The following is a 22,354-nucleotide window of genomic DNA, read 5'->3' on the forward strand; positions in this document are numbered from 1 at the left end:
CATGGAGAACTTAACCCCCGCGCAAGCATGGCAGGTCATCAAAGAAGGCAACGAGCGTTTCGTCGGTGGGGGGTCGATTCATCCGAACCAGAGTAGCGACCAGCGGGCCGCTCTGGTCTCCGGCCAGAAGCCGCACGTGGTTCTGTTCGGCTGCGGCGACTCGCGGCTGGCCGCGGAGATCATCTTCGACCAGGGGCTCGGCGACATGTTCGTGGTCCGCACCGCCGGCCATGTGCTCGATGAAGCGGTTCTCGGAACCATCGAGTTCGGCCCCGACGTTCTGAATGTTCCGCTGATCGTGGTGCTCGGCCACAGCAGCTGCGGTGCCGTCGGCTCGACGCTCGAGTCCCTCGACAACAACACCCTCCCGAACGGCTACGTGCGGACGATCGTCGAGAAGGTGATGCCGAGCATTCTGGCCGGACGCGCCGAGGGCATCGACGACTACTACGGGTTCATCGGCAGGCACGTGAAGGAGACGGTGCATCTGCTGATGGACCGCAGCCAGATCATCGCCGACCGGGTCGAGAAGGGGACGCTCGCCGTCGTCGGCCTCACGTACCGTCTCGAAGACGGTCAGGTCGAGATGGTCGAGGTGATCGGCGACATCGGCGAGTGAGCCCTCGGTCGGCGGAATCGACGACACGCCGGACGGCCTCGCTGCTCTTGACAGGGGAGCGGCGATACCGTTGAGGGCGTGATTGAACCGCAAGGACCACTGCCGCCCGAGGTGTATTGGCGCCGGCGCCTCGTCGCCGGCGTCGGGGCGGTCGTCGCGATCGTTGTGGTCATCCTCCTGATCGTCTGGCTCAGCGGCGGTTCCGACAGCACCCCCGACTCGAAGAACGCCGCGGCGAAGTCCTCGACCGAGCCCGCGGCGCCTTCGACCGCAGTGGAGAGCGCCCCGCCGAGCAGTGAGGCGCCAAGCGGCGGAGGCGAGCACGGCCAGGGCGGCGATCCGAGTGCCACGCCCTCGGCTCCCGCCCCCGCGCCCGCGCAGCAGTCCGACGCACCCGCCGCGGACGCCGGTGCTCCCGGATGCTCCGACCAGAGCCTGTCGGTGGTGCTCTACACGGACAAGCCCACATACACCGTCGGCGACCAGCCGGTCTTCACGATCGTCACCACCAACGGCGGACTCGCCGCCTGTTCGCGCGACGTGGGCAAGGCCGCCCAGAACGTCATCGTCCGCACGCTGGACGGAAGCCGGACGCTGTGGTCGGCGCAGGACTGCGCGCCGGACAAAGGCGTGAACATCCAGGTTCTTGCGCCGGGCCAGCAGGTCACCGACACCATCACCTGGTCGGGCACCACCAGCAATCCCGGATGCACCAAGAAGCGCGTCCAGGTGGCGGCGGGCGGCTACCAGGCCACCGCGAAGCTGGCCGAGCGCGAGTCGGCGCCGATCACGTTCAACTTCGTCGCTCCGGCGCAGGCACCCGCACAGCAGTAGCGATCCGACGTCAGTCGAACCGTTCGAGGCTGCTCTCGGCGAGCCGCGAGAGCCCCTCCCGGATGTGCCGGGCCCAGATGCTCCCGATGCCCTCGACCGACTGAAGATCGGCTGCGCTGCTCGCGAGCAGCGACTGCAGGGTGCCGAAATGACGGACGAGCCGGTCGATGTGGCCGAACTGCAGGCGGGAGATGCGGGCCAGCAGACGGTAGCCGCGGGGGCTCATCGCGGTGTCCTGGGCCTCGAGCGAGGTCGGGTAGCCGAAGGCCCCGGCCACCATCGTCAGATCGAGCAGATCGGCGTCTGAGAGCGACTCCACCGCTTCGAGTATCTGGCGCACCTGTTCGGTGCTGGCCGGCTCCGGGCTCGCGTGGTAGTCGCGCACCAGCAGTTCGCGCATCGTGTCGTTGTCGTTGATCAACTCCTCCAACTGCAGCGACACCTGCCTGCCGTTGACTCCGAGTTCGAGGACGTACTCGTCGATCTCGACCGAGACGCGTCGGACCATCTCCATCCGCTGGGCGGCACTCATCGCATCGCGCAGCAGCACGTAGTCCTCGATCTCCGCGCGCGAGAGCTGGCTGCTGACCTCGTCGAGGCGAGACTTGTAGCGTTCGAGCGTGGTGAGCGCGACGTTGGCGCGCGAGAGGATGGCGTCCGGGTTCTCGACGACGCGACGCTGCCCGCCCACGTACACGCTCACGATCGACATCGACGCACTCACTGAGATCACCGGGACCCCGGTCTGGATGGCGGTCCGCTCGGCGGCGCGGTGCCGTGTGCCCGACTCCTCGGTGGGGATGGTGGGATCGGGCATCAGCTGGACGTTGGCGCGCACGATCCGTTTGCCGTCGTCGGAGAGCACCACGGCGCCGTCCATCTTCGACAGTTCGCGCAGACGGGTGGGGGCGAACTCGATGTCGAGGTGGAAACCGCCGTCGCAGAGCCGCTCGGTGTCGTCGTCGTATCCGAGGACGATCAGCGCGCCGGTGCCGCCGCGGAGGATGCGTTCGAGTCCGTCGCGAAGCCCGGTCCCCGGAGCCACGCGGCGGAGCGCGGAACGGATCTGCTCGGCGCGGCTGGACTCGGGGATAACGGTGTCGGTCACCTGAACTAGGGTAGCGGTACGTGAAGACCTCATTCGTGCTGCCCGCAGACATCGAGCCACTGTCCCGCGACCCGAAGGCGACGTCGCCCGGCCGTCGAATCAACCTGCATCACAGTATGTGTTTCGGATGCGGCGCCGACGCGCCGGTGGGCCTGCGAATCGACGTGATCGCGGGCGAGGGGCTCACGGTGTCCGCATCGATGAAGGTGGAGGACTGGATGCAGGGCGGTCCCGGCGTGATCCACGGCGGACTCCTCTCCACCGCCTTCGACGAGGTGATGGGAACCTCGCCGCTGCTGCTCCGCATGCCGGTGGTGACCGGGCACCTGGAGATCGACTACGCCAAGCCGATTCCGCTGGGCTCCACCGTGCAGTTCACCGGTGAGATCCTCGGGGGCGTGCGCCGCAAGGTCTACACGCGCGCCGTCGCCCATCTCGGCGATCCCCAGGAGCCCGTCGCCGCGGCGCACGGGCTGTTCATCGCCATCGATCTCGAGAAGCACTTCGCCGGATACCGCGATCGCGCGGTGCATCCCTCAGGGCATCAGAACGGGGCCTGAGCGTAGTCCGACCGCGCCGTCGCCGCCGACTGTGCCTCCAGGAGGTTGTTGACCCGGCTGATGCGGATTCCGCGCGGCAGATCCTCGTCCTGCGTTCCGGCGGGAATGATCGCGTGCCCGAACCCGAGCCGTTTGGCCTCGGCGACTCGGCGGCCCACCGACGACACACGGCGGACCTCGCCGGCGAGGCCGACCTCGCCGATCGCGACGGTCGACGACGGTACCGCGACGTTGTGGTGCGACGAGTAGAGCGCCAGGAAGATCGCCAGGTCGGCGGCCGGCTCGGTGACTTTCATCCCGCCGACGGTGGAGGCGTAGACCTCCTTGGTGCTGGCCTTGATGCCCGCGTGCTTCTCGGCGACGGCGAGCATCATCGCCACACGCGCCGAGTCCAGACCGGAGACCGCGCGCCTGGGCGAGGTCATCTGGGTGTCGTTGAGCAGCGCCTGGATCTGGCCGACGAGGGCGCGGCGGCCGTCCATCGCGACCAGGGCGGCGCTGCCCGCGACATCGGACTCGTGGTGGTGTACGAAGATGCCCGACGGGTCGCTGACCTGATGGATGCCGTCGGACCGCTGCTCGAAGCAGCCGACTTCGTCGGAGGGGCCGAATCGGTTCTTGATGCCCCGGATCATCCGCAGCGACGAGTGGCGGTCGCCTTCGAAGGCCAGCACCACGTCCACCAGATGCTCCAGTGAGCGGGGACCGGCCACGGTGCCGTCCTTGGTGACGTGACCGACCAGGATCACGGCGATTCCGCTCGTCTTGGCGAGCGAGACCAGTGCGGTGGTGACCGCCCGGATCTGCGTGACACCGCCGGTGACGCCGTCGGTGCCCGTCGCGACCATCGTCTGCACGGAGTCGACGATCAGCAGGGTGGGCGCCACCGCCTCGACGTGTCCGAGCACCGTCGCGAGGTCGGTCTCCGACGCCAGGTAGATGTTCTCGTGCACCGCGTCGGTGCGTTCGGCGCGAAGCCGGACCTGGCCGGCCGACTCCTCCCCGGTGACGTACAGGGCCGTCTTGCCTTGCGCCGCCCAGTGTTTCACGGTTTCGAGCAGGAGTGTCGATTTGCCGACCCCGGGCTCGCCCGCGAGCAGGATCACCGAACCGGGGACCACTCCGCGGCCGAGCACGCGGTCGAACTCGGCGATGCCGGTGGGGCATGAGCCCACCGCTCCGGAGACCACCTCGGTGATGCGGACGGCCGGACTGGACGGTGCCACCGACGTGGTGCCGGTGCGTGCGGCGGCGGCCGCCGGCGCCGATTCGGCGATGGTTCCCCATTCGCCGCACTCGGGGCATCTGCCGAACCACTTCGCCACCTGGTGACCGCATGCGGAGCAGCGGAACACCGATCGGGTCTTAGCCATGTCTTCCCCTGTCCGCCGACGCGCTCGTCACCCGGTCCGTCCGGCCACGCAGACACTGTAGGCGACCGGTACGACAAGAGCGGCGCCCCGGGTCGAGTGACCGGGGCGCCGCTGTGAGGAGTTCGGTGCGGCTCAGTGCTCGCTCTCGCCCTGCACGTCGCGGACGACGTCCTGGCGCTCGTTGAGCGTGCCGCCGTCGACCGGGGTGTCGACGGTGGTCGACACGGTCTCGACCTGCTTGCCGCCCAGGTCGTAGACGGCGAAGTTGAAGGTGATCGGGACGGTCAGACCGGCGGCGACGGTGTCGCCGGCGTTGGTGAGCTCCACCGTCCAGCGGCTGTCCGCTCCGGCGGCCAGATCCGGATCCGAGCCGGACGGCTGTCCGGCCAGCAGGGCCTTTCCGGGGGCGATGGAGGCGGGGTCGCCGCCGGTGGTCGAGGTCGGCGGCGTCAGCTTGATGTTGCCGGTCTTCGCCGAGACGCTCTGCAGCTTGACCACGCGAGTGGGGCTGTCGTTGGCGATGTTGAACGCGAGGGCGAACGGTCCGCCGTCGCCGAAGATCTGGTCGGCCTTCGAGACCGGGTACAGCACATGCGCATTGCGGATCGCGATCGATCCGTTCGACATCTCCTGGCCGTCGTACTCGGACGGGGTCAGAGTGATGGATCCGCTCGCGCCGTTGACGGCCGGCTCCTGATTCGCGGTCTGCGAGATCTTTCCCGCACCGCAGGCCGTGGTGCCGAGGGCGATCGCGATGCCGAGCGCGCCGACAGCGGCGGCCGAGGCCAGACGGCGGGTGGACCGATTGAGCACTGACACCATTTCCTCCGGGGTGGTCGTCGCGTTGTCCGCCGGTGATGCGAACTCTCACTACGCAGCGTAGTTGGCGAGGCCGGGAAAAGTTCGCCCGGGTCGCCAGATTGTCCCGATGATATTAGCGCCGGGCCGTTCGGTTCAGGCGTGCAACTGTGCTTCCCGAAGGTGGCAGGCGGGGCGCAAATACCGTCGTTCACCTGCTTGCACCTCGGTTGACCTGCACCGTTGGAGAAGGCTGTCGGCCCTCGCGTGTTAGACTGGTTACATTCGAAAGGGGCAGTGGACATTGAATTTCAAAGTTGGCGACACCGTTGTATACCCCCATCACGGTGCTGCTCGAGTCGAAGACATCGTCATTCGGACCATCAAGGGTGAAGAGATCGAGTACCTGGTCCTGAAGGTTGCCGACGGTGACATGACAGTTCAGATCCCGTCCAGCAAGCTCGATTACGTCGGTGTGCGCGACGTGGTCGGCCAGGAGGGTCTGGATCAGGTCTTTCAGGTGCTGCGCGCACCGCACACGGAGGAGCCCACCAACTGGGCCCGCCGATTCAAAGCCAATCAGGAGAAGCTGATCTCCGGCGACATCATCAAGGTGGCCGAGATCGTCCGCGATCTGTGGCGCCGCGAGCAGGACCGCGGTCTGTCGGCAGGCGAGAAGCGCATGCTGACCCGGGCCCGGCGCGTGCTGGTCGACGAGCTCTCGCTCGCACAGCACACCAACGACGCCAAGGCCGACAGCATGCTCGACGAGATCCTGGCTGCGGCGTCCTGACAGCAGGCAGTGGCCCGGTAGCCGCACTGATCCCGGCAGCGGGAAGAGGTACGCGTCTCGGTGAGACCGTGCCGAAGGCGTTCGTCGAGCTCGACGGCGTCACGCTGCTCGAGCTGAGCGCCTCGGCGGCACGCAGGTCCGGCGTCGTCGACGTCATCGTCGTGGCCGCACCTCCGGAACTGCTCGACCGCGCCGCAGCGCTCGTCCCGGACGCCGTCGTGGTGCCGGGCGGAGCCGAGCGGAGCGATTCGGTCCGGGCCGGTCTGGCGGCCGTGCCCGAAGCGGAACTGATCCTGGTGCACGATGCGGCCCGGGCTCTCACCCCGCCGGCCCTCTTCGCCTCGGTGGTCACCGCGCTCCGGGGCGGCGCCGACGCGGTGGTCCCGGGGATCGCGGTCGCCGACACGCTCAAACGGGTCGACGTCCACGGCTTGGTGCGGGAAACTCCCGACCGGTCGGAGCTGCGTGCCGTGCAGACCCCGCAGGGTTTCACCGCACAGGTGCTGCGCCGGGCGCACGACGCACAGGCAGACGCCACCGACGACGCCGGACTGGTCGAAGCCCTGGGCATCCCGGTTCGAGTGATCCCGGGCGACGCGATGGCGTTCAAGGTGACCACCCAGTTCGACCTGGCACTGGCCAGGCTCATCACCGCACAGGAGCACTGAGTGTCTGCGATGGACATGCGCGTCGGCGTCGGGACCGACGTCCACCCGATCGAGGCCGGCCGACCCTGCTGGATGCTGGGGCTGCTCTTCGACGACGCCGACGGCTGCTCGGGGCACTCCGACGGCGACGTCGGCGTTCACGCACTCTGCGACGCACTGCTCTCGGCCGCCGGGCTGGGCGATGTCGGCGCGGTCTTCGGCGTGGGGCGACCGGAGTGGTCCGGGGTCACCGGCGCGGCGATGCTCGGCCACGTCCGCGGCCTTCTCGACGAGGCGGGCTTCGCTCCGGTGAACGCCTCGGTGCAGATCATCGGGGAGCGGCCGAAGGTCGGGCCGCGTCGTGCGGAGGCCCAGCGGGTGCTGTCCGATCTGCTGGGGGCACCGGTCTCGGTCTCCGGCACCACCAGCGACGGACTGGGTCTGACAGGACGCGGCGAGGGCATCGCGGCGGTGGCCACCGCACTGCTGGCCCTCAAGTAGAATCGCAGGCCGTGACTCTACGCCTCTACGACTCGGCTGCCCGCGAGGTTCGCGACTTCGTTCCCCTTCGTCCCGGAACGGCATCGGTGTACCTGTGCGGTGCGACGGTTCAGGGCGTTCCCCACATCGGTCACGTCCGGAGCGGCATCGCGTTCGACGTGCTGCGGCGGTGGCTCGCCTACCGCGGGTTGGACGTGCTCTTCGTCCGCAACGTCACCGACATCGACGACAAGATCTTGAACAAGGCCGCCGAAGCGGGCCGTCCGTGGTGGGAATGGGCGGCCACGCACGAGAGGGAGTTCACCCGGGCCTACGACGCCCTCGGTGTGCTGCCGCCCTCGGCGGAGCCGCGTGCCACGGGCTTCATCACCCAGATGGTGCAGTACATGGAGCGTCTCATCGAGCGCGGTCACGCGTACGCCGCCGACGGCAACGTCTACTTCGACGTGCGCAGTCTGCCCGACTACGGAAGCCTCTCCGGCCACCGGCTCGAGGACGTACACCAGGGTGAGAGCGCGGGCACCGGCAAGCGCGATCCCCGTGACTTCACGCTGTGGAAGGCCACCAAGCCCGGGGAGCCGTCGTGGCCGACGCCGTGGGGCGACGGGCGTCCCGGCTGGCACCTCGAGTGCTCGGCGATGGCGACCTCGCTGCTCGGTGCCGAGTTCGACATTCATTGCGGCGGAATGGATTTGATCTTTCCGCATCACGAGAACGAGATCGCTCAGAGCCACGGTGCCGGCGACGGCTTCGCTCGGTACTGGCTGCACAACGGCTGGGTCACGATGAGCGGCGAGAAGATGAGCAAATCGCTCGGCAACGTGGTCGCCATCCCGGCGATGCTGGAGCGGGCCCGGGCCGTGGAACTGCGCTACTACCTCGGGAGCGCGCACTACCGGTCCATGCTCGAGTACTCCGACGGCGCGCTGGCCGAGGCCGCGGCCGGCTATCGGCGTATCGAGTCGTTCGTGCATCGCGTCGCCGAACGCGTCGGCGACGTCGAGGTCGGCGAGGTGAACGACGACTTCGCCGCCGCCCTGGACGACGACCTCGGAGTTCCGGCCGCGCTCGCGGCCGTGCACAACGCCGTCCGCGAGGGCAACACCGCCCTGGAGTCGGGCGACGGTGGCCGCGCGAGGCAGATCGCGGCGCAGGTGAGGGCCATGACCGCGGTCCTCGGGACCGATCCGCTCGACCCGCACTGGGCCGCCGAGGGCGTCGATGACGACGCTCACGCTGCGCTCGACGTGCTCGTCAAGGCAGAATTGGACCGGCGGGCGCAGGCCCGCGCCGCCAAGGACTGGACCACCGCGGACGAGGTCCGCGACCGGCTCGCCGCAGCCGGCGTCGAAGTGACCGACACCCCAGACGGCGCCCAGTGGGCGCTCAAATCGAAGGAACACTGATGGCCGGAAACTCACAGCGTCGCGGGGCGACCAGGAAGGCCGGAAGCAAGAAGGGCCAGGTCGTCGGGTCCGGCGGGCAGCGCCGGCGCGGTCTCGAAGGCCGCGGAGCCACTCCGAAGGCCGTCGACCGCACCTACCACCCCGCTCACAAGAAGGCGAAGGCCGCGGCCAAGGCCGCGGGGCGTCGAAATCACCGCAAGTCCGAGGACGGCGGTCCGGAGTACGTCGTGGGCCGCAACCCGGTCGTCGAATGTCTGCGTGCCGGGGTGCCCGCCACCGCGCTGTATGTGATGACGACAGTGGACGCCGACGAGCGCGTCAAGGAGGCGGTGCACACCGCGGGAGACCGCGGGATCTCGATCCTCGAGGTCGCGAAGCCGGAACTGGACCGGATGTCGCCGAACGGGCTGCATCAGGGGCTCGCACTGCAGGTGCCGGAGTACCAGTACGCGCACCCGGACGATCTCATGGCGGATGCCCTCGCCGCGCCGCAGGCGCCGTTGCTGGTGGCGCTCGACAACATCACCGACCCGCGCAACCTCGGTGCGGTGATCCGCAGTGTGGCCGCGTTCGGCGGACACGGTGTGGTGATCCCGCAGCGGCGCAGCGCGGGGATGACCGCCGTCGCGTGGCGCACCAGCGCGGGTGCTGCGGCCCGGATGTCGGTGGCGGCCACGCCGAATCTGAACCGCACCCTGCTCGACTGGGCCAAGAAGGGCGCCCAGATCGTCGGACTCGACGCGGGCGGCGACGTCTCGCTCGACGACTACGACGGCACGGGCCCCACGGTGATCGTCGTCGGTTCGGAGGGCAAGGGGCTGTCGCGTCTGGTTCGCGAGAACTGCGACTCGATCCTGTCGATCCCGATCGCGGGCGAGGTGGAGAGCCTCAACGCCTCAGTCGCGGCAGGTGTGGTCCTGGCGGAGTTCGCCAGGCAACGCCGCGTCGGCTGAGTGCTGCGGGTCACGTTGTTCGTTCGGTTGAATGACGATTGCGTCACTCTGATTCCTACTGTTAAGTATTCGTTTACTAACGTGTAAGGAATGTTTGCTGAGGATTCCTTGCGGTCGATGTGGGCGCAGCTGCGTTCGGGGCGCCGTCTCGAGTTCTCGGGCCGTGTCTGGGCGCTCATCGTCGGAATCCTGGTCGGGTTCGTCATCCTGATCGAGGTCGTCGCTCGGCTGAACCACCTGCGCGGACCGCTGGATCTCCTCGCCACCGATCTGGTGGGACGGCCGCAGATCGGTGAGATCAAGATCGCGGGCATGCTGCTCGCACTCGTGTGCATGCCGTCGCGGATGCGACTGCCCGTGGTGGGCGCGGCCGTCGCACTCGAACTCGCCTGGAACACGCAGCGTCTGATCGTCGGCAACGCCCCGACCGTCGGGAACGGCATCCTGTTCGCGTTGATCGGCACGGCCGCCTTCGCGGGATGGCGACTGCACGGGCGCGAGCGGGCCGGAACTCTCAAGGCGGTGGGCCTCGGGCTGCTGTTGATCGTGATGGGTCGCGTCGGCGACGTGTGGCTGGTGCTGTCGAGCCGGGCCAACCCGAACGTGCTCGACGAATACGTCGAACTCGCCGACCGGGCCCTCGGCAGCCCGTCGTGGGCGATCGGCTCGGTGGTCTCCGGCACCCCGTGGCTCACAGAGGTCCTCAGCAAGGTCTACGTGTACCTGCCGGTGGCCGCGGCGGTGATCGCCTTCTTCCAACTCCGCAACAGCACCCGCGACGGCTTCCCGCGGCATCACATCGTGCGGACCTTCCTGCTGATCGGGCTGATCGGTCCGGTGATCTACTTCCTGTTCCCCGTCGTAGGCCCCACCTACGCCTTCGGTCACGAGCTGCTGGGCGCGGACTGGCAGGACGTGTGGCCGCAGCAGTTGCCGGTGATCGGCGATCCCGCGGCGCACTACTACAACCAGAGCGTGGCACGGAACTGCATGCCGAGCCTGCACACCGCATGGGCGATGTGCATCTTCCTGCACGGATGGCGGGGTCCGGTGCTGTCGAAGGTGTTCGGCACGTTCTGGTTGATCTGCACCACCGGCGCGACCCTCGGCTTCGGCTTCCACTACGCGATCGACGTCCTCGCCGGAGCGATCTTCACCCTCACGCTGGAGGCGGCGCTCACCCGCCCCGAACTGGGCTGGTCGCGTCACCGGCTCGCGGTGGTCGTCTTCGGCACCGCGGCCTTCTCCGGGCTGCTTCTGGCCACGCGGTACCTGGCCGTCGAGATGTCCGACAGCGGCGTGCTCGGCGGGCTCGCGCTGATCGCCACCGTGCTCGCGGTGGCGGCGGCCTTCCTCACCGTGGAGATGCACCCCGGTCGCGATCGGATCCCGGCCGGCGAGATCCCCGCCGAGACCGGCCCGATGGTGCGGAGGGGACGCGAATGGGCCGCCGCGGCGCGGACCTGGGGAAGCGAGGCCTGGTCCTCGATCACGCGCGAGGCGAAGAAGGCCGGTTCCACCAAGCTCTGAGGACGCTGTCGGTCGCCAGCAGCGCCAGCGCCACCCACACGATCGCGAATCCGATCCAGCGTTCGGGCGGCAGGTGTTCGTCGAGGATCAGCACCGCGCACAGCAGCTGCATGATCGGTGTGACGAACTGGATCAGCCCGACGGTCACCAGCGGGATGCGACGGGCGGCAGCGGCGAACAGCAGCAGCGGCACCGCGGTCGCGACGCCGGAGAACACCAGCAGGCCGGTGTGCCCGACGCCGTCACCGAACGTGAGACCGGCCGGAGTGAATGCGACGACCACCAGGATGACGGCCGCGGCCGGCGCCAGTATCGCCGTCTCCAAGGTGAGTCCGTGAAGCGCGGGCAGAGTGTCGCCGACCTTCTTCTTGACCAGCCCGTACAGGGCGAACGACGCGGCCAGGGCCAGCGCCGTGGTCGGAAACACGCCCGCGGCGAAGGTGAGATAGCCGCCCGCGACCACGCCGACCGCCACCGCCGCCCATTGCAGTGGCCGCAGGCGTTCCCGCAGCAGCACCACGCCCAGGGCCACGGTGACGATCGGATTCAGGAAGTAGCCGAGGGCGGCGTCGCTGGTGTGGCCGGAGGTGACAGCTGCGACGTACACGACCCAGTTGGTGGCGATGAGCAGGGCGGCGGCGGTGACGCCGGCGATCAGCCGGGGTCGTCGGCGGAGCGGCGCGATCCACGACCAGTCGCGCAGCACGGCGAGAATCGCAGCGCACAGCACGAGCGTCCACAGGATGCGGTTGGCGAGGATCTCCCACGGACCGGCCGGGAGCATCGCGTCGAACAGGATCGGGAACAGGCCCCACAGCGCGTAGGCGCCGAATCCCGCGGCCACCCCGCGGGCGCTGTCGGCGGGTACGGGGGTTCTCACCGAGCGCGCACGTCGACGCCGGCGCGTGCGAGCGCGGCGCGGACACGACGGGCGTGCTCCACCGCGCCGGGGGTGTCGCCGTGCAGGCACACCGAGTCGGCGACCACTTCCACCACCGTGCCGTCGATCGCCGTGATCCGTCCGGTCTCCGCCAACTCGAGCACTCGCGATGCCACCTCGGCCGGATCGGTGAGCAGGGCACCGGGCTCGGACCGGGGCACCAGCGTGCCCTCGGGGGTGTAGCCGCGATCGGCGAAGGCCTCGCGGATGACCGGCACGTCCGCTGAGCCGGCGATCCGCTCCACCTCCGATCCGGGCAGGCACATGAGGGGGAGGCCGGACGCGGCCGCCGCCTCGACGACGACGCCGGCCTGCGTCGTGTGATGCACCACCGCGTTGTAGAGCGCGCCGTGCGGCTTCACGTATTCCACGGTGGCGCCGACGGATTCGGTGAGCGCCCGCAGAGCGCCGATCTGATACACGATGTCGGCGAACAGGTCGTCGGGGGCGAGATCCATGAAACGGCGGCCGAACCCGGACAGGTCCGGGTAGGAGACCTGCGCGCCGATCCGCACGCCGGCGGCGGCGGCCTCGCGGCAGGTGGCCAACAGTTCGCGCGGAGTGCCTGCATGGAAGCCGCACGCGACGTTAGCGCTCGTCACCAGGGTGATCATCGCCGAGTCGTGGCCGACCCCCTCGCCGAGGTCGGCGTTCAGATCGATGACGCGAGAAGAGAGGCCCACGGTGTCGATGGTAATGACCACGCTCGGGTTAGGGTCGACGCCATGGCAGTAATGGACACTGTGGTTCAGACCCTCGACGGTGCGGTCGACGGCAAGCGCGGGCGCGGAGCGCGTCGCGGCACCATCTCATGGCGGGGCATCCCCTTCGCGGAGCCGCCCGTGCGGCAGCACCGGTGGCGGGCACCGCGCCCGGTGACACCCTGGCCGGGGGTACTCGAGTGCTACGACTACGGGGCCGCACCGATCCAGGACAAGCTCTTCACGGCGCGCGGGGCCGGTAAGTTCCAGCCGCGCAGCGAGGATTGTCTGACCCTGAACGTCTTCGCGCCGTCGACCGTCTCGGCTACGCCGCGCCCTGTGATGGTGTTCAACTACGGCGGTGCCTACATCCTCGGCGGCACGTCGACACCGATCTACGACGGCGCGTACCTCGCTCGGGCGCGCGACGTGATCGTGGTGACGGTGAACTACCGCTACGGTCCGCTCGGATTCCTCGACTTCAGCGAGTACTCGACCGACGAGCGGCCGTTCGACGCCAACGTGGGGCTGCGCGACATGGTCGCCGGTCTGGAGTGGGTGCAGCGCAACATCTCCGCGTTCGGCGGGGATCCGTCGCGGGTGACGGTGTTCGGTGAGAGCGCGGGCGGGTCGGCGGTGCTCACGCTGCTGTCCACGCCGTCCGCGAAGGGACTGTTCTCCGGAGCAATCTCGCAGAGCCCTGCCCCGGACCTGATCGTCAGCAAGGACAATGCGCGCCTGTTCGCCGACGAGTTCGTCCGGATACTGATCGATCCCACCCGGCGCAAGGGGCCCGAGCGCGACGAGCCGCCTCACGATCCGGCGCTGGTGGCACGCGTCCTCGGGGGCGCCACCGCGACCGAACTGCTGCGCGCGGGCAACAAGCTGATCGGCTTCACCCGCGGTGCCCGGCTCACCGACCCGATTCCCTTCGCCCCGGTGGTCGACGGCGACTATCTCCCGCAGCATCCGCTCGACGCGGCGCGCGACGGCAACACCATCTCGGTCCCGACCATCATCGGCAACAACAAAGACGAGGGCGAACTGTTCGCCCGGTTCTGGAACATCCTTCCCGACAGCGACCAGGCACTCGTGGGGCTCGGCGACACCGGCGACGCCGATCTGCTGCAGAACCTCTATCCGGTCAAGCGCCGCGATGTGATGATCGCCGCCGATGCGACGTTCTGGACCCCGACGATCCGGTTCGCCGGGTATCACAGTGACCACGCGCCCACGTACGTGTACCGCTTCGACTACGCGCCGCTGCTGCTGAAGGCCACCGGAATCGGTGCGACCCACGCGACCGAACTGCTGGCGGTGTTCGGCACGTACCGGGATCCGATCGGCGTCGGTCTCGCCGCCGCGGGCAGTTGGGGGTCGACGAAGCGGATCACCGCGACGATGCAGTCGATGTGGAGTTGGTTCGCGCGCACCGGCGTGCCCGCACCGGACTGGCCGCGCTATTCGCGCGAGGATCGCAGGGTGATGGTGCTGGACGATCCGACGCGCGTAGAGATCGATCCCGACCGGGACCGCCGCGAGGCGTGGGACCGAATTCATCTGGGGGAGCCTTCGTGAGACGTCCCGCGATGCTCGCGGCGGTGACGTGCACCGCCGCGATCGCGCTCGCGGGATGTTCCGGCGGGAACGAGTCGGCGGTGTCGCCTTCGGACTCGACCCCGACCCGGGTCACGGCCTCGTCCTCGGTCACGAGCAGCGCCCCGACTCCGGTGCTTCCGCCGCCGTACATCGCGTCGGCCGATTGGGTGCAGACCGAAGTGGGACCGAGCCTGCAGATCGCCCCCACTCCCAACGGCCGGAGGGTGCAGTCGCCGACGGCGGGCGACGAGGCGTGGCGCGAGGTCCTTCGACTCGATCCGGGCGCGGACACCCCGGGGATGAAGGCGCAGTTCGACTGTCACTGGACGTTCGCCCGCATAGTCCAGCCGGACAAGCCGACCTGGAACATCGAACCGAACCGTCCCGTGGTGTCGCCCGAGGAGATGATCTCGAGCCGCTGCAATCCGGGCGGTCCGGAGGAGTAGGGGACTGAGGTTCCCAGGCCGGTCGAGCGAGTCGAGGAGCGTCGCTCGGCCGCCGCCTCAGTCGCGCGACCGCATCCCCACCACGCGGCAGACGAGGTAGATGGCGAACGAGATGGTGGTGACCATCACCGACACCGGGAGTTCTGGCGCGAGCGACAGGATGAGCCCGCCGATGGCGGAGACTCCGGCGAAGACGACCGACAGCACCACCACGACCGTCGGATTGGCCGACAGCCGGACCGCCGCTGCGGCCGGAGTGATCAGCAGGCTCATCACCAGCAGGGCGCCGATGATCTGCACGCCCTGCGCGGCCGCGAGACCGACCAGGATCGCGAACACCACCGACAGCAGCCGTACCGGGACGCCGGACGCCGCGGCGACCCGCGGATCCAGGCTGGCGAACATCAGCGGACGGTAGATGATCGCGTACACCACCACCACGACCGCCGCGGTCACCGCGACGGCGATCAGTCCGGTGCGTCCGACACTCGCCACCTGCCCGGCCAGCAGTGCGAAGCCGGTGCCGACCCGGCCGTAGAGGCTCAGGAACAGCACGCCGAGACCGAGGCCGAAGGCCATGACGGCACCGATCACCGAGTCCCGTTCCCTCGCGCGACGACCCAGGAGCCCGAACACCGCGGCCGCGAACACCGCGCCGATCACGCCGCCGATGTTCACCCCCACGCCGGCGAGCAGCGCGGCGGCCGCACCGGTGAACGAGAGCTCTGCGGCACCGTGGACGGCGAAACTCATCTGCCGTGCGACGATCATCGGACCCAGCAGGCCACCGAGCAGCGCGAGCAACGCGATGGCGAGCACCGACTGCTGAACGAAGTCGCGGGAGAGCAGGTCTGCCGTCTGCGAGAAGTTCCAGAAGTTGCCGATGTCGGCGGCGAGCACGGTCGTCGTCGGCGCGATCACAGATCCTCCCCGGCGACCGCGAATCCGGCGTCGGTCCCGAGGACGTCGCCCGGATACTGATGAGCGACGCAGTGGTGATCGTCCTCGCCTCCGATCACCACGAGCCGCCCGCCGATCCGGAGCACCTCCACCGGGCTGCCGTACAGCTCGGTCAGGGTGCGCGTGTTCATCACCTCTTCGACGGCGCCGATGCGGAACGATCCGCCGGCCAGGTAGAGCACGCGGTCGACGAACGGCAGCACCGGATTGAGTTCGTGAGTGACGAACAGGACCGCGGTGTCATCACGCCGCCTCCGGGCGTCGAGCAGATCGACCACCACCCGCTGGCTCGCGAGATCGAGACTGGCGAGCGGCTCGTCGCACAGGAGGATGGCCGGGTCGCGGGTGAGCGCCTGCGCTATCCGGAGCCGTTGCTGCTCGCCGCCCGACAGCAGCCCCAGCGGCCGGTTCGCGAAGCCGGTGGCGCCGACCTGTCGGAGCGCCGAGTCGACGGCGGTGCGCCGACGGGACATACCGCGCAGCCCGATGCCCCAAGCGGAGCCGTCGACGCCGAAACCCACCAGGTCGCGGCCGCGCAGCATCATCGTGTCGGAATCCTCGGCGTGTTGCTGCGGCACGTATCCGAGACTGCCGTGAGCGGAGATGGTCCCGGTGGTGGGTTCGGTCTGGCCGAGGATCGCGCGCAGCAGTGAGGTCTTGCCCGAACCGTTGGGGCCGAGGACGGCGATGAACTCGCCGGGCGCGATGTCGAGATCGAGGCCGCGCCAGAGGACGCGGTCGCCGAACTGCAGTCCGACGTCGCGAAAGCTGAGTACCGCGTCGGTCATCCGTTCAACGCCTTCGCCAGCGCGTCGATCTGGCCGCGCTGCCACGCGATGTAGTCGGTCACGCCCTCGGGCAGGCTCTCGGTGAACTCGACCACCGGGATTCCCGCCTTGCGGGCGGTGTCGAGCACGGCCTGAGTGCTCGGGTCGACGGCCTGGCGGTTGTAGATCAGGACCTTGGCGCGGTGCTGGGTCAGCAGATCATCGAACTTCGCGCGGTCGGCGGCCGACGGCGACTGTCCCTGCTCGACGGCGTCGACGAAGCCCGGGGGAGCGATGTCGACCAGTCCGGCGTCGGTGAGGACGGCCGCGGCGAGCGGTTCGGTGGACGCCACCTCGGCGCCGTCGTGGTGCGCCTTGATGTCGGCCAGAGCGGCCCGCAGTCCGTTGATCTGGCTGTTGAAGACGCCGGCGCGGTCGCGGTAGTAGGCGGCGTTGGCCGGGGCGATCTCGGCGAGCTCGTTCGCGATCGCGTTCGCGGTGTCGGCGACGGCGGCGAGGTCGTAGAAGACGTGCTCGTTGCCGCGCGTCTTGTCCGACCGCACGTCCGCGGCCACCACCTCGGCACCCTTCGCGTCGGCGGCCGCCTCCTCCATGAAGTGGTCGTAGTGGTCGCCGTTCATGACGATGAGGTTGGCGTCCTGGACGCGAGCGGTATCCGCACTCGACGGCTCGAACTCGTGGGGATCGCCGTCGGGCGAGGTGTACAGGGCGCTGACGTCGGCGTGTTCGCCGCCCACCGCGCTCGCGACGGAGGCCCACACGTCGGTGGACGCGACGACGACGGGTTTGTCGGTGGGCGCGGGACCGTCGTTGCCGCCGCATGCGGCGGTGGCGACGGCGATGAGGAGGGCGAGGGGCGCCAGGAGGGCGCGGCGCGCGGACCCGGTCTTCGTCATCGGGAGGTTCCTTTGGAAGATAATGAAAATCGTTACCGGGAAAGTGTATTACCGGGGTGCCGTTGATGTCGAAGCGATGCTCAAGTGCGCATGAGTCGCCGCCTGCGCATGTGTCGAGCGCGGCCGGCCGCATTAGTCTGGGGTCATGACCGCTGGCTCCGCCCCGAGACGCATCGCTCTGATCTCGGTGCACACCTCCCCGTTGGCGCAGCCGGGCACCGGTGACGCCGGAGGAATGAACGTCTACGTCTGGCAGACGGCCACCAGGCTGGCGCGCCGCGGTGTGGAGGTCGAGATCTTCACGCGTGCCACGTCGTCGGCGGACGCGCCGGTGGTCGCGGCCGCCCCCGGGGTCACCGTGCGCAATGTGGTCGCGGGTCCCTTCGACGGCCTCGACAAGCGTGACCTGCCGAGCCAGTTGTGCGCGTTCTCGGCGAACGTACTGCGGGCGGAGGCCGCCCAGGAGCCCGGCTACTACGACCTGATCCACTCCCACTACTGGCTCTCGGGCCAGGTCGGCTGGCTCGCGCGCGACCGCTGGGGAGTGCCGCTCGTGCACACCGCGCACACGCTCGCCGCGGTCAAGAACGCCTCGCTGGCGGCGGGGGACGCCGCCGAGCCGATGCTGCGTGTGGTCGGTGAGCAGCAGGTGGTCGACGAAGCGGACCGTCTCGTCGCGAACACCGCCACCGAGGTCGGCGAACTGGTCCAGATGTACGGCGCCGATCCCTCCCGCATCGACGTGGTGGTGCCCGGCGCCGATCTGGACCGCTACTCCCCGGGCGACCGAGCGGCCTCCCGCGCCGCGCTCGGGCTGGATCAGAACGATGTGCTCGTCACCTTCGTCGGCCGGATCCAGCCCTTGAAGGCGCCGGACGTCCTGGTCTCGGCGATGGCGCCGCTGATCGCGGGCGACTCCTCCGGGCGTCTGCGCGTGCTGGTGGTGGGCGGACCGTCGGGCAGCGGACTGGCCCAGCCGTCGGCACTCATGGACCTCACTCGGCAACTGGGAATCGCCGACCGCGTCGACTTCCTGCCGCCGCAGCCGCCGGAGCGGCTGGTGCACGTCTACCGGGCGTCCGATCTGGTGGCGGTGCCGAGCTACTCGGAGAGCTTCGGGCTGGTCGCGATCGAGGCGCAGGCGTGCGGAGTGCCGGTGATCGCCGCGCGCGTGGGCGGACTCGGCGTGGCGGTGGACGACGGCCGCACCGGTGTGCTGGTGGACGGTCACGACATCGGCGTCTGGACCGACCGCCTCGCCGAACTCGTCGCCGACCCGGATCGCCGCGCGGGAATGGGGCGGGCGGCCGCTCTGCATGCGCGGCAGTTCTCGTGGGAGCACACCACCGACGCGCTGCTGGAGAGTTACGACCGAGCGATCGCGGCGTTCGGCGGCGACGTTCGACGCGATGCCGGGCGATTCGGCATCCGACGCTGGAGGAACCGATCGAGGGTGATGGTGTGAACGCAGACGAGACGGCCGCGGCCCTGAGCGCCGCTCTGGACGAGACCGGCATCGAGTACGTCCGGAAGTCGTCGGGCGGTGCGAAGTCCGAGCACTTCGTTCTCGAGCTTCCCGGAGAACGGAAGCTCAAGACCACGGTGCTGCTCACCGCCGGCGCGCACGGGGTCCGAGTGGAGGCCTTCGTCTGCCGCCGCGCGGACGAGAACCTCGAGGCCGTGTACCGGTATCTCCTCAAACGCAATCGCCGGCTCTACGGGGTGGCGTACACCCTCGACAACGTCGGCGACATCTACCTGGTGGGGCGGATCTCCGCGGAGGCGCTCTCGCGCACCGAGGTGGACCGGGTGCTCGGCCAGGTCCTCGAGGCCGCCGACGGCGACTTCAATCAGATCCTCGAGATCGGTTTCCTCACCTCGATCCGTCGCGAATGGGCCTGGCGCAAGGCCCGGGGCGAGTCGATGCGGAACCTCGCGGCCTTCGAGCATCTGATCGACGAGGACGATCTGCCGCAGATCGCGCCCCTCGACGATCCCGACGCGGAACCGGTGTGGTCGGTCGGCGACGCCGGAACAGCCCCGTCGTAGTGTCTCGAATGTCGGGTAGCGTGGGGACCTGATCAACACGACAATGCCCATTGTCGAATATCCCGTCATCTCCAGAAGGGTCACCATGAGCTTCGCATCGCCGTATCCCGACGTCGAGATCCCGAACGTCAGCGTCTACGACTACCTGTTCGGTGGACTCGAGGAGAACGACCTCGACCGGGTCGCGCTCATCGACTCGAAGTCGGGTGCGCAGACCACGTACCGGCAGTTGGTCGGACAGATCGACGCCGCGGCGGGTGCGATCGCGGCGCGCGGGCTCGGCGTCGGCGACGTGGTCGCGATCCTGTCGCCGAACATCCCGGCGTTCGCCACGGTGTTCCACGGCGTGCTCCGCTCCGGCGCGACCGCCACCACGCTCAACGCACTGTTCACCGCACCCGAGATCAAGAAGCAGCTCCTCGACTCCGAGGCGAAACTGCTCATCACCATCTCGCTGCTCGCACCGGCCGCGATCGAGGCGGCCCGCGAGGTGGGACTGGCGGACGACGCCGTGATCGTGCTCGACGGCCAGGGCCAGGCGGCCACCGGGCATCCGAACGCCGCCGAACTCCTGGGGGGAGGGCATCGCGCACCGGAGGTGAGCTTCGACCCGGCCACCCACATCGCGGTGCTGCCGTACAGCTCGGGCACCACCGGCAACCCCAAGGGCGTGATGCTCAGTCACCGCAACCTGGTCGCCAACGTCGCGCAGATCGAGCCGCTGCAGGGGATGAAGTCCGACGACGTGATCCTCGCCGTCCTCCCGTTCTTCCACATCTACGGCATGACGGTGCTCCTGAACGCCGCACTCAAGGCCCGGGCGAGCCTGTTCGTGATGCCGCGCTTCGACCTCGTCGAGTTCCTCGAGGGCATCCAGAAGCACAAGGTCACCTATGCCTTCATCGCGCCGCCCGTGGCCGTCGCGCTCGCCAAGCATCCGATCGTCGATCAGTACGATCTGTCGTCGCTGCACACCATGCTCTCCGGCGCGGCGCCGCTGGACGAGGAACTGGGCCAAGCTGTGGCCAAGCGTCTCGGCCTGCACATGCTGCAGGGCTTCGGCATGAGCGAGCTCTCGCCGGTGAGCCACCTGATCCCGTTCGACGGCGGTACGGGCACGCGCGGTGTCGAGGCACCGCTGTCGTCGGTCGGCTGGGCCGTACCGAACTCGGAGAACCGGATCGTCGATCCGGCCACCGGGGAGGACATCGACATCCCCGCCGACGGCGTGTCCGAGCCCGGTGAGCTGTGGGTCCGCGGACCCAACGTGATGGTCGGCTACCTCAACAACGAGGCGGCGACCGCCGAGACCATCGTCGAGGGCGGCTGGCTGCGCACCGGCGACATGGCGACGGTCGACTCGACCGGCTGCGTCACGATCGTCGACCGGCTCAAGGAGCTCATCAAGTACAAGGGTTATCAGGTTCCGCCGGCCGAGCTGGAGGCGCTGCTGCTGACGCATCCGAAGATCGCCGACGTCGCGGTGGTCGGCGCGCTCGACGCCGACGGCGAGGAGATCCCGAAGGCCTTCGTCGTGGTCGCCGAGGGCGCGGAGCTGACCGCGGACGAGGTCATGGCGTTCACCGCCGAACGCGTCGCGCCGTACAAGAAGGTCCGGGCCGTCGAGTTCATCTCGGCCGTCCCCAAGTCGGCCTCCGGCAAGATCCTCCGCAAGGATCTGCGGAAGTAGGCGGTCGGGGCGCGTCACTCGGTCGCTCGACCGCCGCGGCCGTATGGGAAACTATGCGGCATGAGCAACGGCACCCTGATCCTGACGCGACACGGCGAGAGCGAATGGAACGCGTCCAACCAGTTCACCGGCTGGGTCGACGTCGCCCTGACCGACAAGGGACGGGCGGAAGCCGTCCGTGCGGGAGAACTGCTGGTGGAGCACGATCTGCTGCCCGACGTTCTGTACACGTCGCTGCTGCGCCGTGCCATCACCACCGCGCAGATCGCGCTCGACACCGCCGACCGTCACTGGATCCCGGTGGTCCGCGACTGGCGGCTCAACGAGCGTCACTACGGCGCGCTGCAGGGGCTCAACAAGGCGGAGACGAAGGCGAAGTACGGCGACGAGCAGTTCATGCTGTGGCGCCGCAGCTACGACACCCCGCCGCCCGCGATCGCGCCCGACAGCGAGTACAGCCAGGTCGGCGATCCGCGCTACGCCGGCATCGAGGTGCCCCTCACCGAGTGCCTTCAGGACGTGGTCGAGCGGCTGATCCCGTACTACACCGAGGCCATCGAGGCGGACCTGCGCGCCGGTAAGAACGTTCTGGTCGCCGCCCACGGCAACTCTCTGCGGGCACTGGTGAAGCACCTGGACGGCATCTCGGACGCCGACATCGCCGGGCTGAACATCCCGACCGGCAACCCGCTGCGCTACGACCTCGGCGACGACCTCCGCCCGACCACCGCGGGCGGGGTGTACCTGGATCCCGAGGCCGCGGCCGCGGGTGCGGCAGCCGTTGCGGCGCAGGGCAATAAGTAGCCCGAATCCGCATGGCGCCGCCGGTGTGGCCTGCGCTACATTGGTACGTATGACTGACGGTACTCTAGAGGTCACCCATCTCTCGGTGCAGGAGCGCTACCGCGCCCATCTGACCGACGGAGACGGTGAACCGGTCGAGGTCGGGTACATCGACTACACGCAGGACGGTGATCGGCTCGCGCTGACCCACACCGTCGTCTACGAGCGCTTCGGCGGGCGCGGCTTCGCGGCCCAGTTGGTCAAACACGTTCTCGAGGACGTTCGCGCCAACGGGCAGCGGGTCGTGCCCGTCTGTTCGTATGTTCAGAAGTACGTCGAGAAGCACCCCGAGTACTCGGACATCGTCGTCTCCTGATCGT

At 69.0% G+C, this 22,354-nt stretch carries 24 protein-coding genes; 16 read left to right on the forward strand and 8 right to left on the reverse strand.

Translation table 11 applies throughout. From position 1 onward, the window contains the following. Position 1: 1 nt before the first annotated feature. Both Y710_RS03115 and Y710_RS03120 read left to right on the forward strand, forming a co-directional pair. Entirely contained in the window at positions 2 to 619 is a 618-nt protein-coding gene (locus Y710_RS03115) for a carbonic anhydrase (RefSeq protein WP_006894259.1), read from the forward strand. A 78-nt stretch (positions 620 to 697) separates the two neighbouring features. Beyond that, a complete protein-coding gene (locus Y710_RS03120; RefSeq protein ID WP_045536848.1) occupies positions 698 to 1,453 on the forward strand; it encodes a hypothetical protein in 756 nt (251 codons plus the stop codon). Positions 1,454 to 1,463: 10 nt separating this feature from the next. On the opposite strand, the gene disA is transcribed toward Y710_RS03120, so the two are convergent. Beyond that, entirely contained in the window at positions 1,464 to 2,561 is a 1,098-nt protein-coding gene (gene disA / locus Y710_RS03125) for a DNA integrity scanning diadenylate cyclase DisA (RefSeq protein ID WP_006894261.1), read from the reverse strand. 20 nt (positions 2,562 to 2,581) lie between these two features. On the opposite strand from disA, the gene Y710_RS03130 reads away from it, so the two are divergent. Beyond that, a complete protein-coding gene (locus Y710_RS03130) occupies positions 2,582 to 3,121 on the forward strand; it encodes a PaaI family thioesterase (protein ID WP_006894262.1) in 540 nt (179 codons plus the stop codon). Here the strand turns inward: Y710_RS03130 and radA are convergent. After that, a complete protein-coding gene (gene radA / locus Y710_RS03135; protein ID WP_062366280.1) occupies positions 3,106 to 4,494 on the reverse strand; it encodes a DNA repair protein RadA in 1,389 nt (462 codons plus the stop codon). The two genes, Y710_RS03130 and radA, sit on opposite strands and share 16 nt — an antisense overlap. Positions 4,495 to 4,626: 132 nt before the next feature. After that, positions 4,627 to 5,316, reverse strand: a complete 690-nt coding sequence (locus tag Y710_RS03140; RefSeq protein ID WP_062366282.1) for a copper chaperone PCu(A)C domain-containing protein — start codon at positions 5,314 to 5,316, stop codon at positions 4,627 to 4,629. A 280-nt stretch (positions 5,317 to 5,596) separates the two neighbouring features. Between Y710_RS03140 and Y710_RS03145 the strand changes: the two genes are divergently transcribed. The 6 genes from Y710_RS03145 (at position 5,597) to Y710_RS03170 (ending at position 11,122) form a co-directional block, all read left to right on the forward strand. Beyond that, entirely contained in the window at positions 5,597 to 6,085 is a 489-nt protein-coding gene (locus tag Y710_RS03145; protein WP_006894267.1) for a CarD family transcriptional regulator, read from the forward strand. After that, entirely contained in the window at positions 6,082 to 6,753 is a 672-nt protein-coding gene (gene ispD / locus Y710_RS03150; protein WP_062366351.1) for a 2-C-methyl-D-erythritol 4-phosphate cytidylyltransferase, read from the forward strand. Before Y710_RS03145 ends, ispD begins: the two co-directional genes overlap by 4 nt. 15 nt (positions 6,754 to 6,768) lie before the next feature. After that, positions 6,769 to 7,233 (forward strand): 2-C-methyl-D-erythritol 2,4-cyclodiphosphate synthase, encoded by a 465-nt coding sequence (gene ispF / locus Y710_RS03155; RefSeq protein ID WP_062366353.1) that lies wholly within the window; start codon positions 6,769 to 6,771, stop codon positions 7,231 to 7,233. 11 nt (positions 7,234 to 7,244) lie between these two features. After that, positions 7,245 to 8,639 carry a cysteine--tRNA ligase gene (cysS, locus tag Y710_RS03160; RefSeq protein WP_062366284.1) on the forward strand — a complete coding sequence of 465 codons (1,395 nt, stop codon included), beginning with the start codon at positions 7,245 to 7,247 and terminating at the stop codon, positions 8,637 to 8,639. Continuing rightward, positions 8,639 to 9,592, forward strand: coding sequence for a 23S rRNA (guanosine(2251)-2'-O)-methyltransferase RlmB (rlmB, locus tag Y710_RS03165; RefSeq protein WP_062366286.1), 954 nt, complete (start codon positions 8,639 to 8,641; stop codon positions 9,590 to 9,592). Before cysS ends, rlmB begins: the two co-directional genes overlap by 1 nt. A gap of 90 nt (positions 9,593 to 9,682) precedes the next feature. Further along, positions 9,683 to 11,122, forward strand: coding sequence for a phosphatase PAP2 family protein (locus Y710_RS03170; protein WP_231875659.1), 1,440 nt, complete (start codon positions 9,683 to 9,685; stop codon positions 11,120 to 11,122). On the opposite strand, the gene rarD is transcribed toward Y710_RS03170, so the two are convergent. Both rarD and Y710_RS03180 read right to left on the reverse strand, forming a co-directional pair. After that, positions 11,082 to 12,002 carry an EamA family transporter RarD gene (rarD, locus tag Y710_RS03175; RefSeq protein WP_062366288.1) on the reverse strand — a complete coding sequence of 307 codons (921 nt, stop codon included), beginning with the start codon at positions 12,000 to 12,002 and terminating at the stop codon, positions 11,082 to 11,084. The two genes, Y710_RS03170 and rarD, sit on opposite strands and share 41 nt — an antisense overlap. Further along, positions 11,999 to 12,745, reverse strand: a complete 747-nt coding sequence (locus Y710_RS03180; protein ID WP_197462900.1) for a 5-oxoprolinase subunit PxpA — start codon at positions 12,743 to 12,745, stop codon at positions 11,999 to 12,001. Before Y710_RS03180 ends, rarD begins: the two co-directional genes overlap by 4 nt. 42 nt (positions 12,746 to 12,787) lie before the next feature. Here Y710_RS03180 and Y710_RS03185 point away from each other — a divergent pair, with 42 nt between their 5' ends. Further along, positions 12,788 to 14,341, forward strand: coding sequence for a carboxylesterase/lipase family protein (locus Y710_RS03185; RefSeq protein ID WP_062366290.1), 1,554 nt, complete (start codon positions 12,788 to 12,790; stop codon positions 14,339 to 14,341). A gap of 11 nt (positions 14,342 to 14,352) precedes the next feature. Next, positions 14,353 to 14,808 carry a DUF2599 domain-containing protein gene (locus Y710_RS03190; RefSeq protein ID WP_062366292.1) on the forward strand — a complete coding sequence of 152 codons (456 nt, stop codon included), beginning with the start codon at positions 14,353 to 14,355 and terminating at the stop codon, positions 14,806 to 14,808. 57 nt (positions 14,809 to 14,865) lie between these two features. Here Y710_RS03190 and Y710_RS03195 read toward each other — a convergent pair whose 3' ends face one another. Genes Y710_RS03195 through Y710_RS03205 form a run of 3 tightly spaced genes read right to left on the reverse strand, consistent with a single transcriptional unit; the run spans position 14,866 to position 17,452 of the window. Then, positions 14,866 to 15,729 (reverse strand): metal ABC transporter permease, encoded by an 864-nt coding sequence (locus Y710_RS03195; protein WP_062366294.1) that lies wholly within the window; start codon positions 15,727 to 15,729, stop codon positions 14,866 to 14,868. After that, a complete protein-coding gene (locus Y710_RS03200; RefSeq protein WP_045536869.1) occupies positions 15,726 to 16,556 on the reverse strand; it encodes a metal ABC transporter ATP-binding protein in 831 nt (276 codons plus the stop codon). The genes Y710_RS03195 and Y710_RS03200 overlap by 4 nt, the downstream gene beginning before the upstream one ends. Beyond that, positions 16,553 to 17,452: a metal ABC transporter solute-binding protein, Zn/Mn family gene (locus Y710_RS03205; RefSeq protein ID WP_045536871.1), complete on the reverse strand. Its 900-nt coding sequence runs from the start codon at positions 17,450 to 17,452 to the stop codon at positions 16,553 to 16,555. Before Y710_RS03205 ends, Y710_RS03200 begins: the two co-directional genes overlap by 4 nt. A 145-nt stretch (positions 17,453 to 17,597) precedes the next feature. On the opposite strand from Y710_RS03205, the gene mshA reads away from it, so the two are divergent. The 5 genes from mshA (at position 17,598) to Y710_RS03230 (ending at position 22,350) form a co-directional block, all read left to right on the forward strand. Continuing rightward, entirely contained in the window at positions 17,598 to 18,917 is a 1,320-nt protein-coding gene (gene mshA / locus Y710_RS03210; protein ID WP_006894283.1) for a D-inositol-3-phosphate glycosyltransferase, read from the forward strand. Continuing rightward, positions 18,914 to 19,501 (forward strand): type III secretion system chaperone family protein, encoded by a 588-nt coding sequence (locus Y710_RS03215; RefSeq protein WP_006894284.1) that lies wholly within the window; start codon positions 18,914 to 18,916, stop codon positions 19,499 to 19,501. The genes mshA and Y710_RS03215 overlap by 4 nt, the downstream gene beginning before the upstream one ends. 85 nt (positions 19,502 to 19,586) lie before the next feature. Then, positions 19,587 to 21,191, forward strand: coding sequence for an AMP-binding protein (locus Y710_RS03220; protein WP_062366296.1), 1,605 nt, complete (start codon positions 19,587 to 19,589; stop codon positions 21,189 to 21,191). Between the two features lie 60 nt (positions 21,192 to 21,251). After that, positions 21,252 to 21,995 (forward strand): phosphoglyceromutase, encoded by a 744-nt coding sequence (locus Y710_RS03225; protein ID WP_062366298.1) that lies wholly within the window; start codon positions 21,252 to 21,254, stop codon positions 21,993 to 21,995. 49 nt (positions 21,996 to 22,044) lie between these two features. Next, the gene (locus Y710_RS03230) at positions 22,045 to 22,350 is read left to right on the forward strand and encodes a GNAT family N-acetyltransferase (RefSeq protein WP_006894288.1); all 306 of its coding nucleotides are present in this window, start codon (positions 22,045 to 22,047) and stop codon (positions 22,348 to 22,350) included. Positions 22,351 to 22,354 lie beyond the last annotated feature (4 nt).

The organism is Gordonia sp. QH-12, from assembly GCF_001578675.1.
Lineage (GTDB): Bacteria > Actinomycetota > Actinomycetes > Mycobacteriales > Mycobacteriaceae > Gordonia > Gordonia sihwensis.

Excerpts from the sequence above, each read along its gene's own strand:
- Y710_RS03170 (WP_231875659.1), top strand. The coding sequence starts at position 9,683 with ATGTTTGCTGAGGATTCCTTGCGGTCGATGTGGGCGCAGCTGCGTTCG.
- radA (WP_062366280.1), bottom strand. The coding sequence starts at position 4,494 with ATGGCTAAGACCCGATCGGTGTTCCGCTGCTCCGCATGCGGTCACCAG.
- ispF (WP_062366353.1), top strand. The coding sequence starts at position 6,769 with ATGCGCGTCGGCGTCGGGACCGACGTCCACCCGATCGAGGCCGGCCGA.
- Y710_RS03115 (WP_006894259.1), top strand. The coding sequence starts at position 2 with ATGGAGAACTTAACCCCCGCGCAAGCATGGCAGGTCATCAAAGAAGGC.
- mshA (WP_006894283.1), top strand. The coding sequence starts at position 17,598 with ATGACCGCTGGCTCCGCCCCGAGACGCATCGCTCTGATCTCGGTGCAC.
- Y710_RS03140 (WP_062366282.1), bottom strand. The coding sequence starts at position 5,316 with ATGGTGTCAGTGCTCAATCGGTCCACCCGCCGTCTGGCCTCGGCCGCC.
- Y710_RS03220 (WP_062366296.1), top strand. The coding sequence starts at position 19,587 with ATGAGCTTCGCATCGCCGTATCCCGACGTCGAGATCCCGAACGTCAGC.
- Y710_RS03205 (WP_045536871.1), bottom strand. The coding sequence starts at position 17,452 with ATGACGAAGACCGGGTCCGCGCGCCGCGCCCTCCTGGCGCCCCTCGCC.
- Y710_RS03225 (WP_062366298.1), top strand. The coding sequence starts at position 21,252 with ATGAGCAACGGCACCCTGATCCTGACGCGACACGGCGAGAGCGAATGG.
- Y710_RS03200 (WP_045536869.1), bottom strand. The coding sequence starts at position 16,556 with ATGACCGACGCGGTACTCAGCTTTCGCGACGTCGGACTGCAGTTCGGC.
- Y710_RS03230 (WP_006894288.1), top strand. The coding sequence starts at position 22,045 with ATGACTGACGGTACTCTAGAGGTCACCCATCTCTCGGTGCAGGAGCGC.
- rlmB (WP_062366286.1), top strand. The coding sequence starts at position 8,639 with ATGGCCGGAAACTCACAGCGTCGCGGGGCGACCAGGAAGGCCGGAAGC.
- Y710_RS03185 (WP_062366290.1), top strand. The coding sequence starts at position 12,788 with ATGGCAGTAATGGACACTGTGGTTCAGACCCTCGACGGTGCGGTCGAC.
- Y710_RS03190 (WP_062366292.1), top strand. The coding sequence starts at position 14,353 with ATGCTCGCGGCGGTGACGTGCACCGCCGCGATCGCGCTCGCGGGATGT.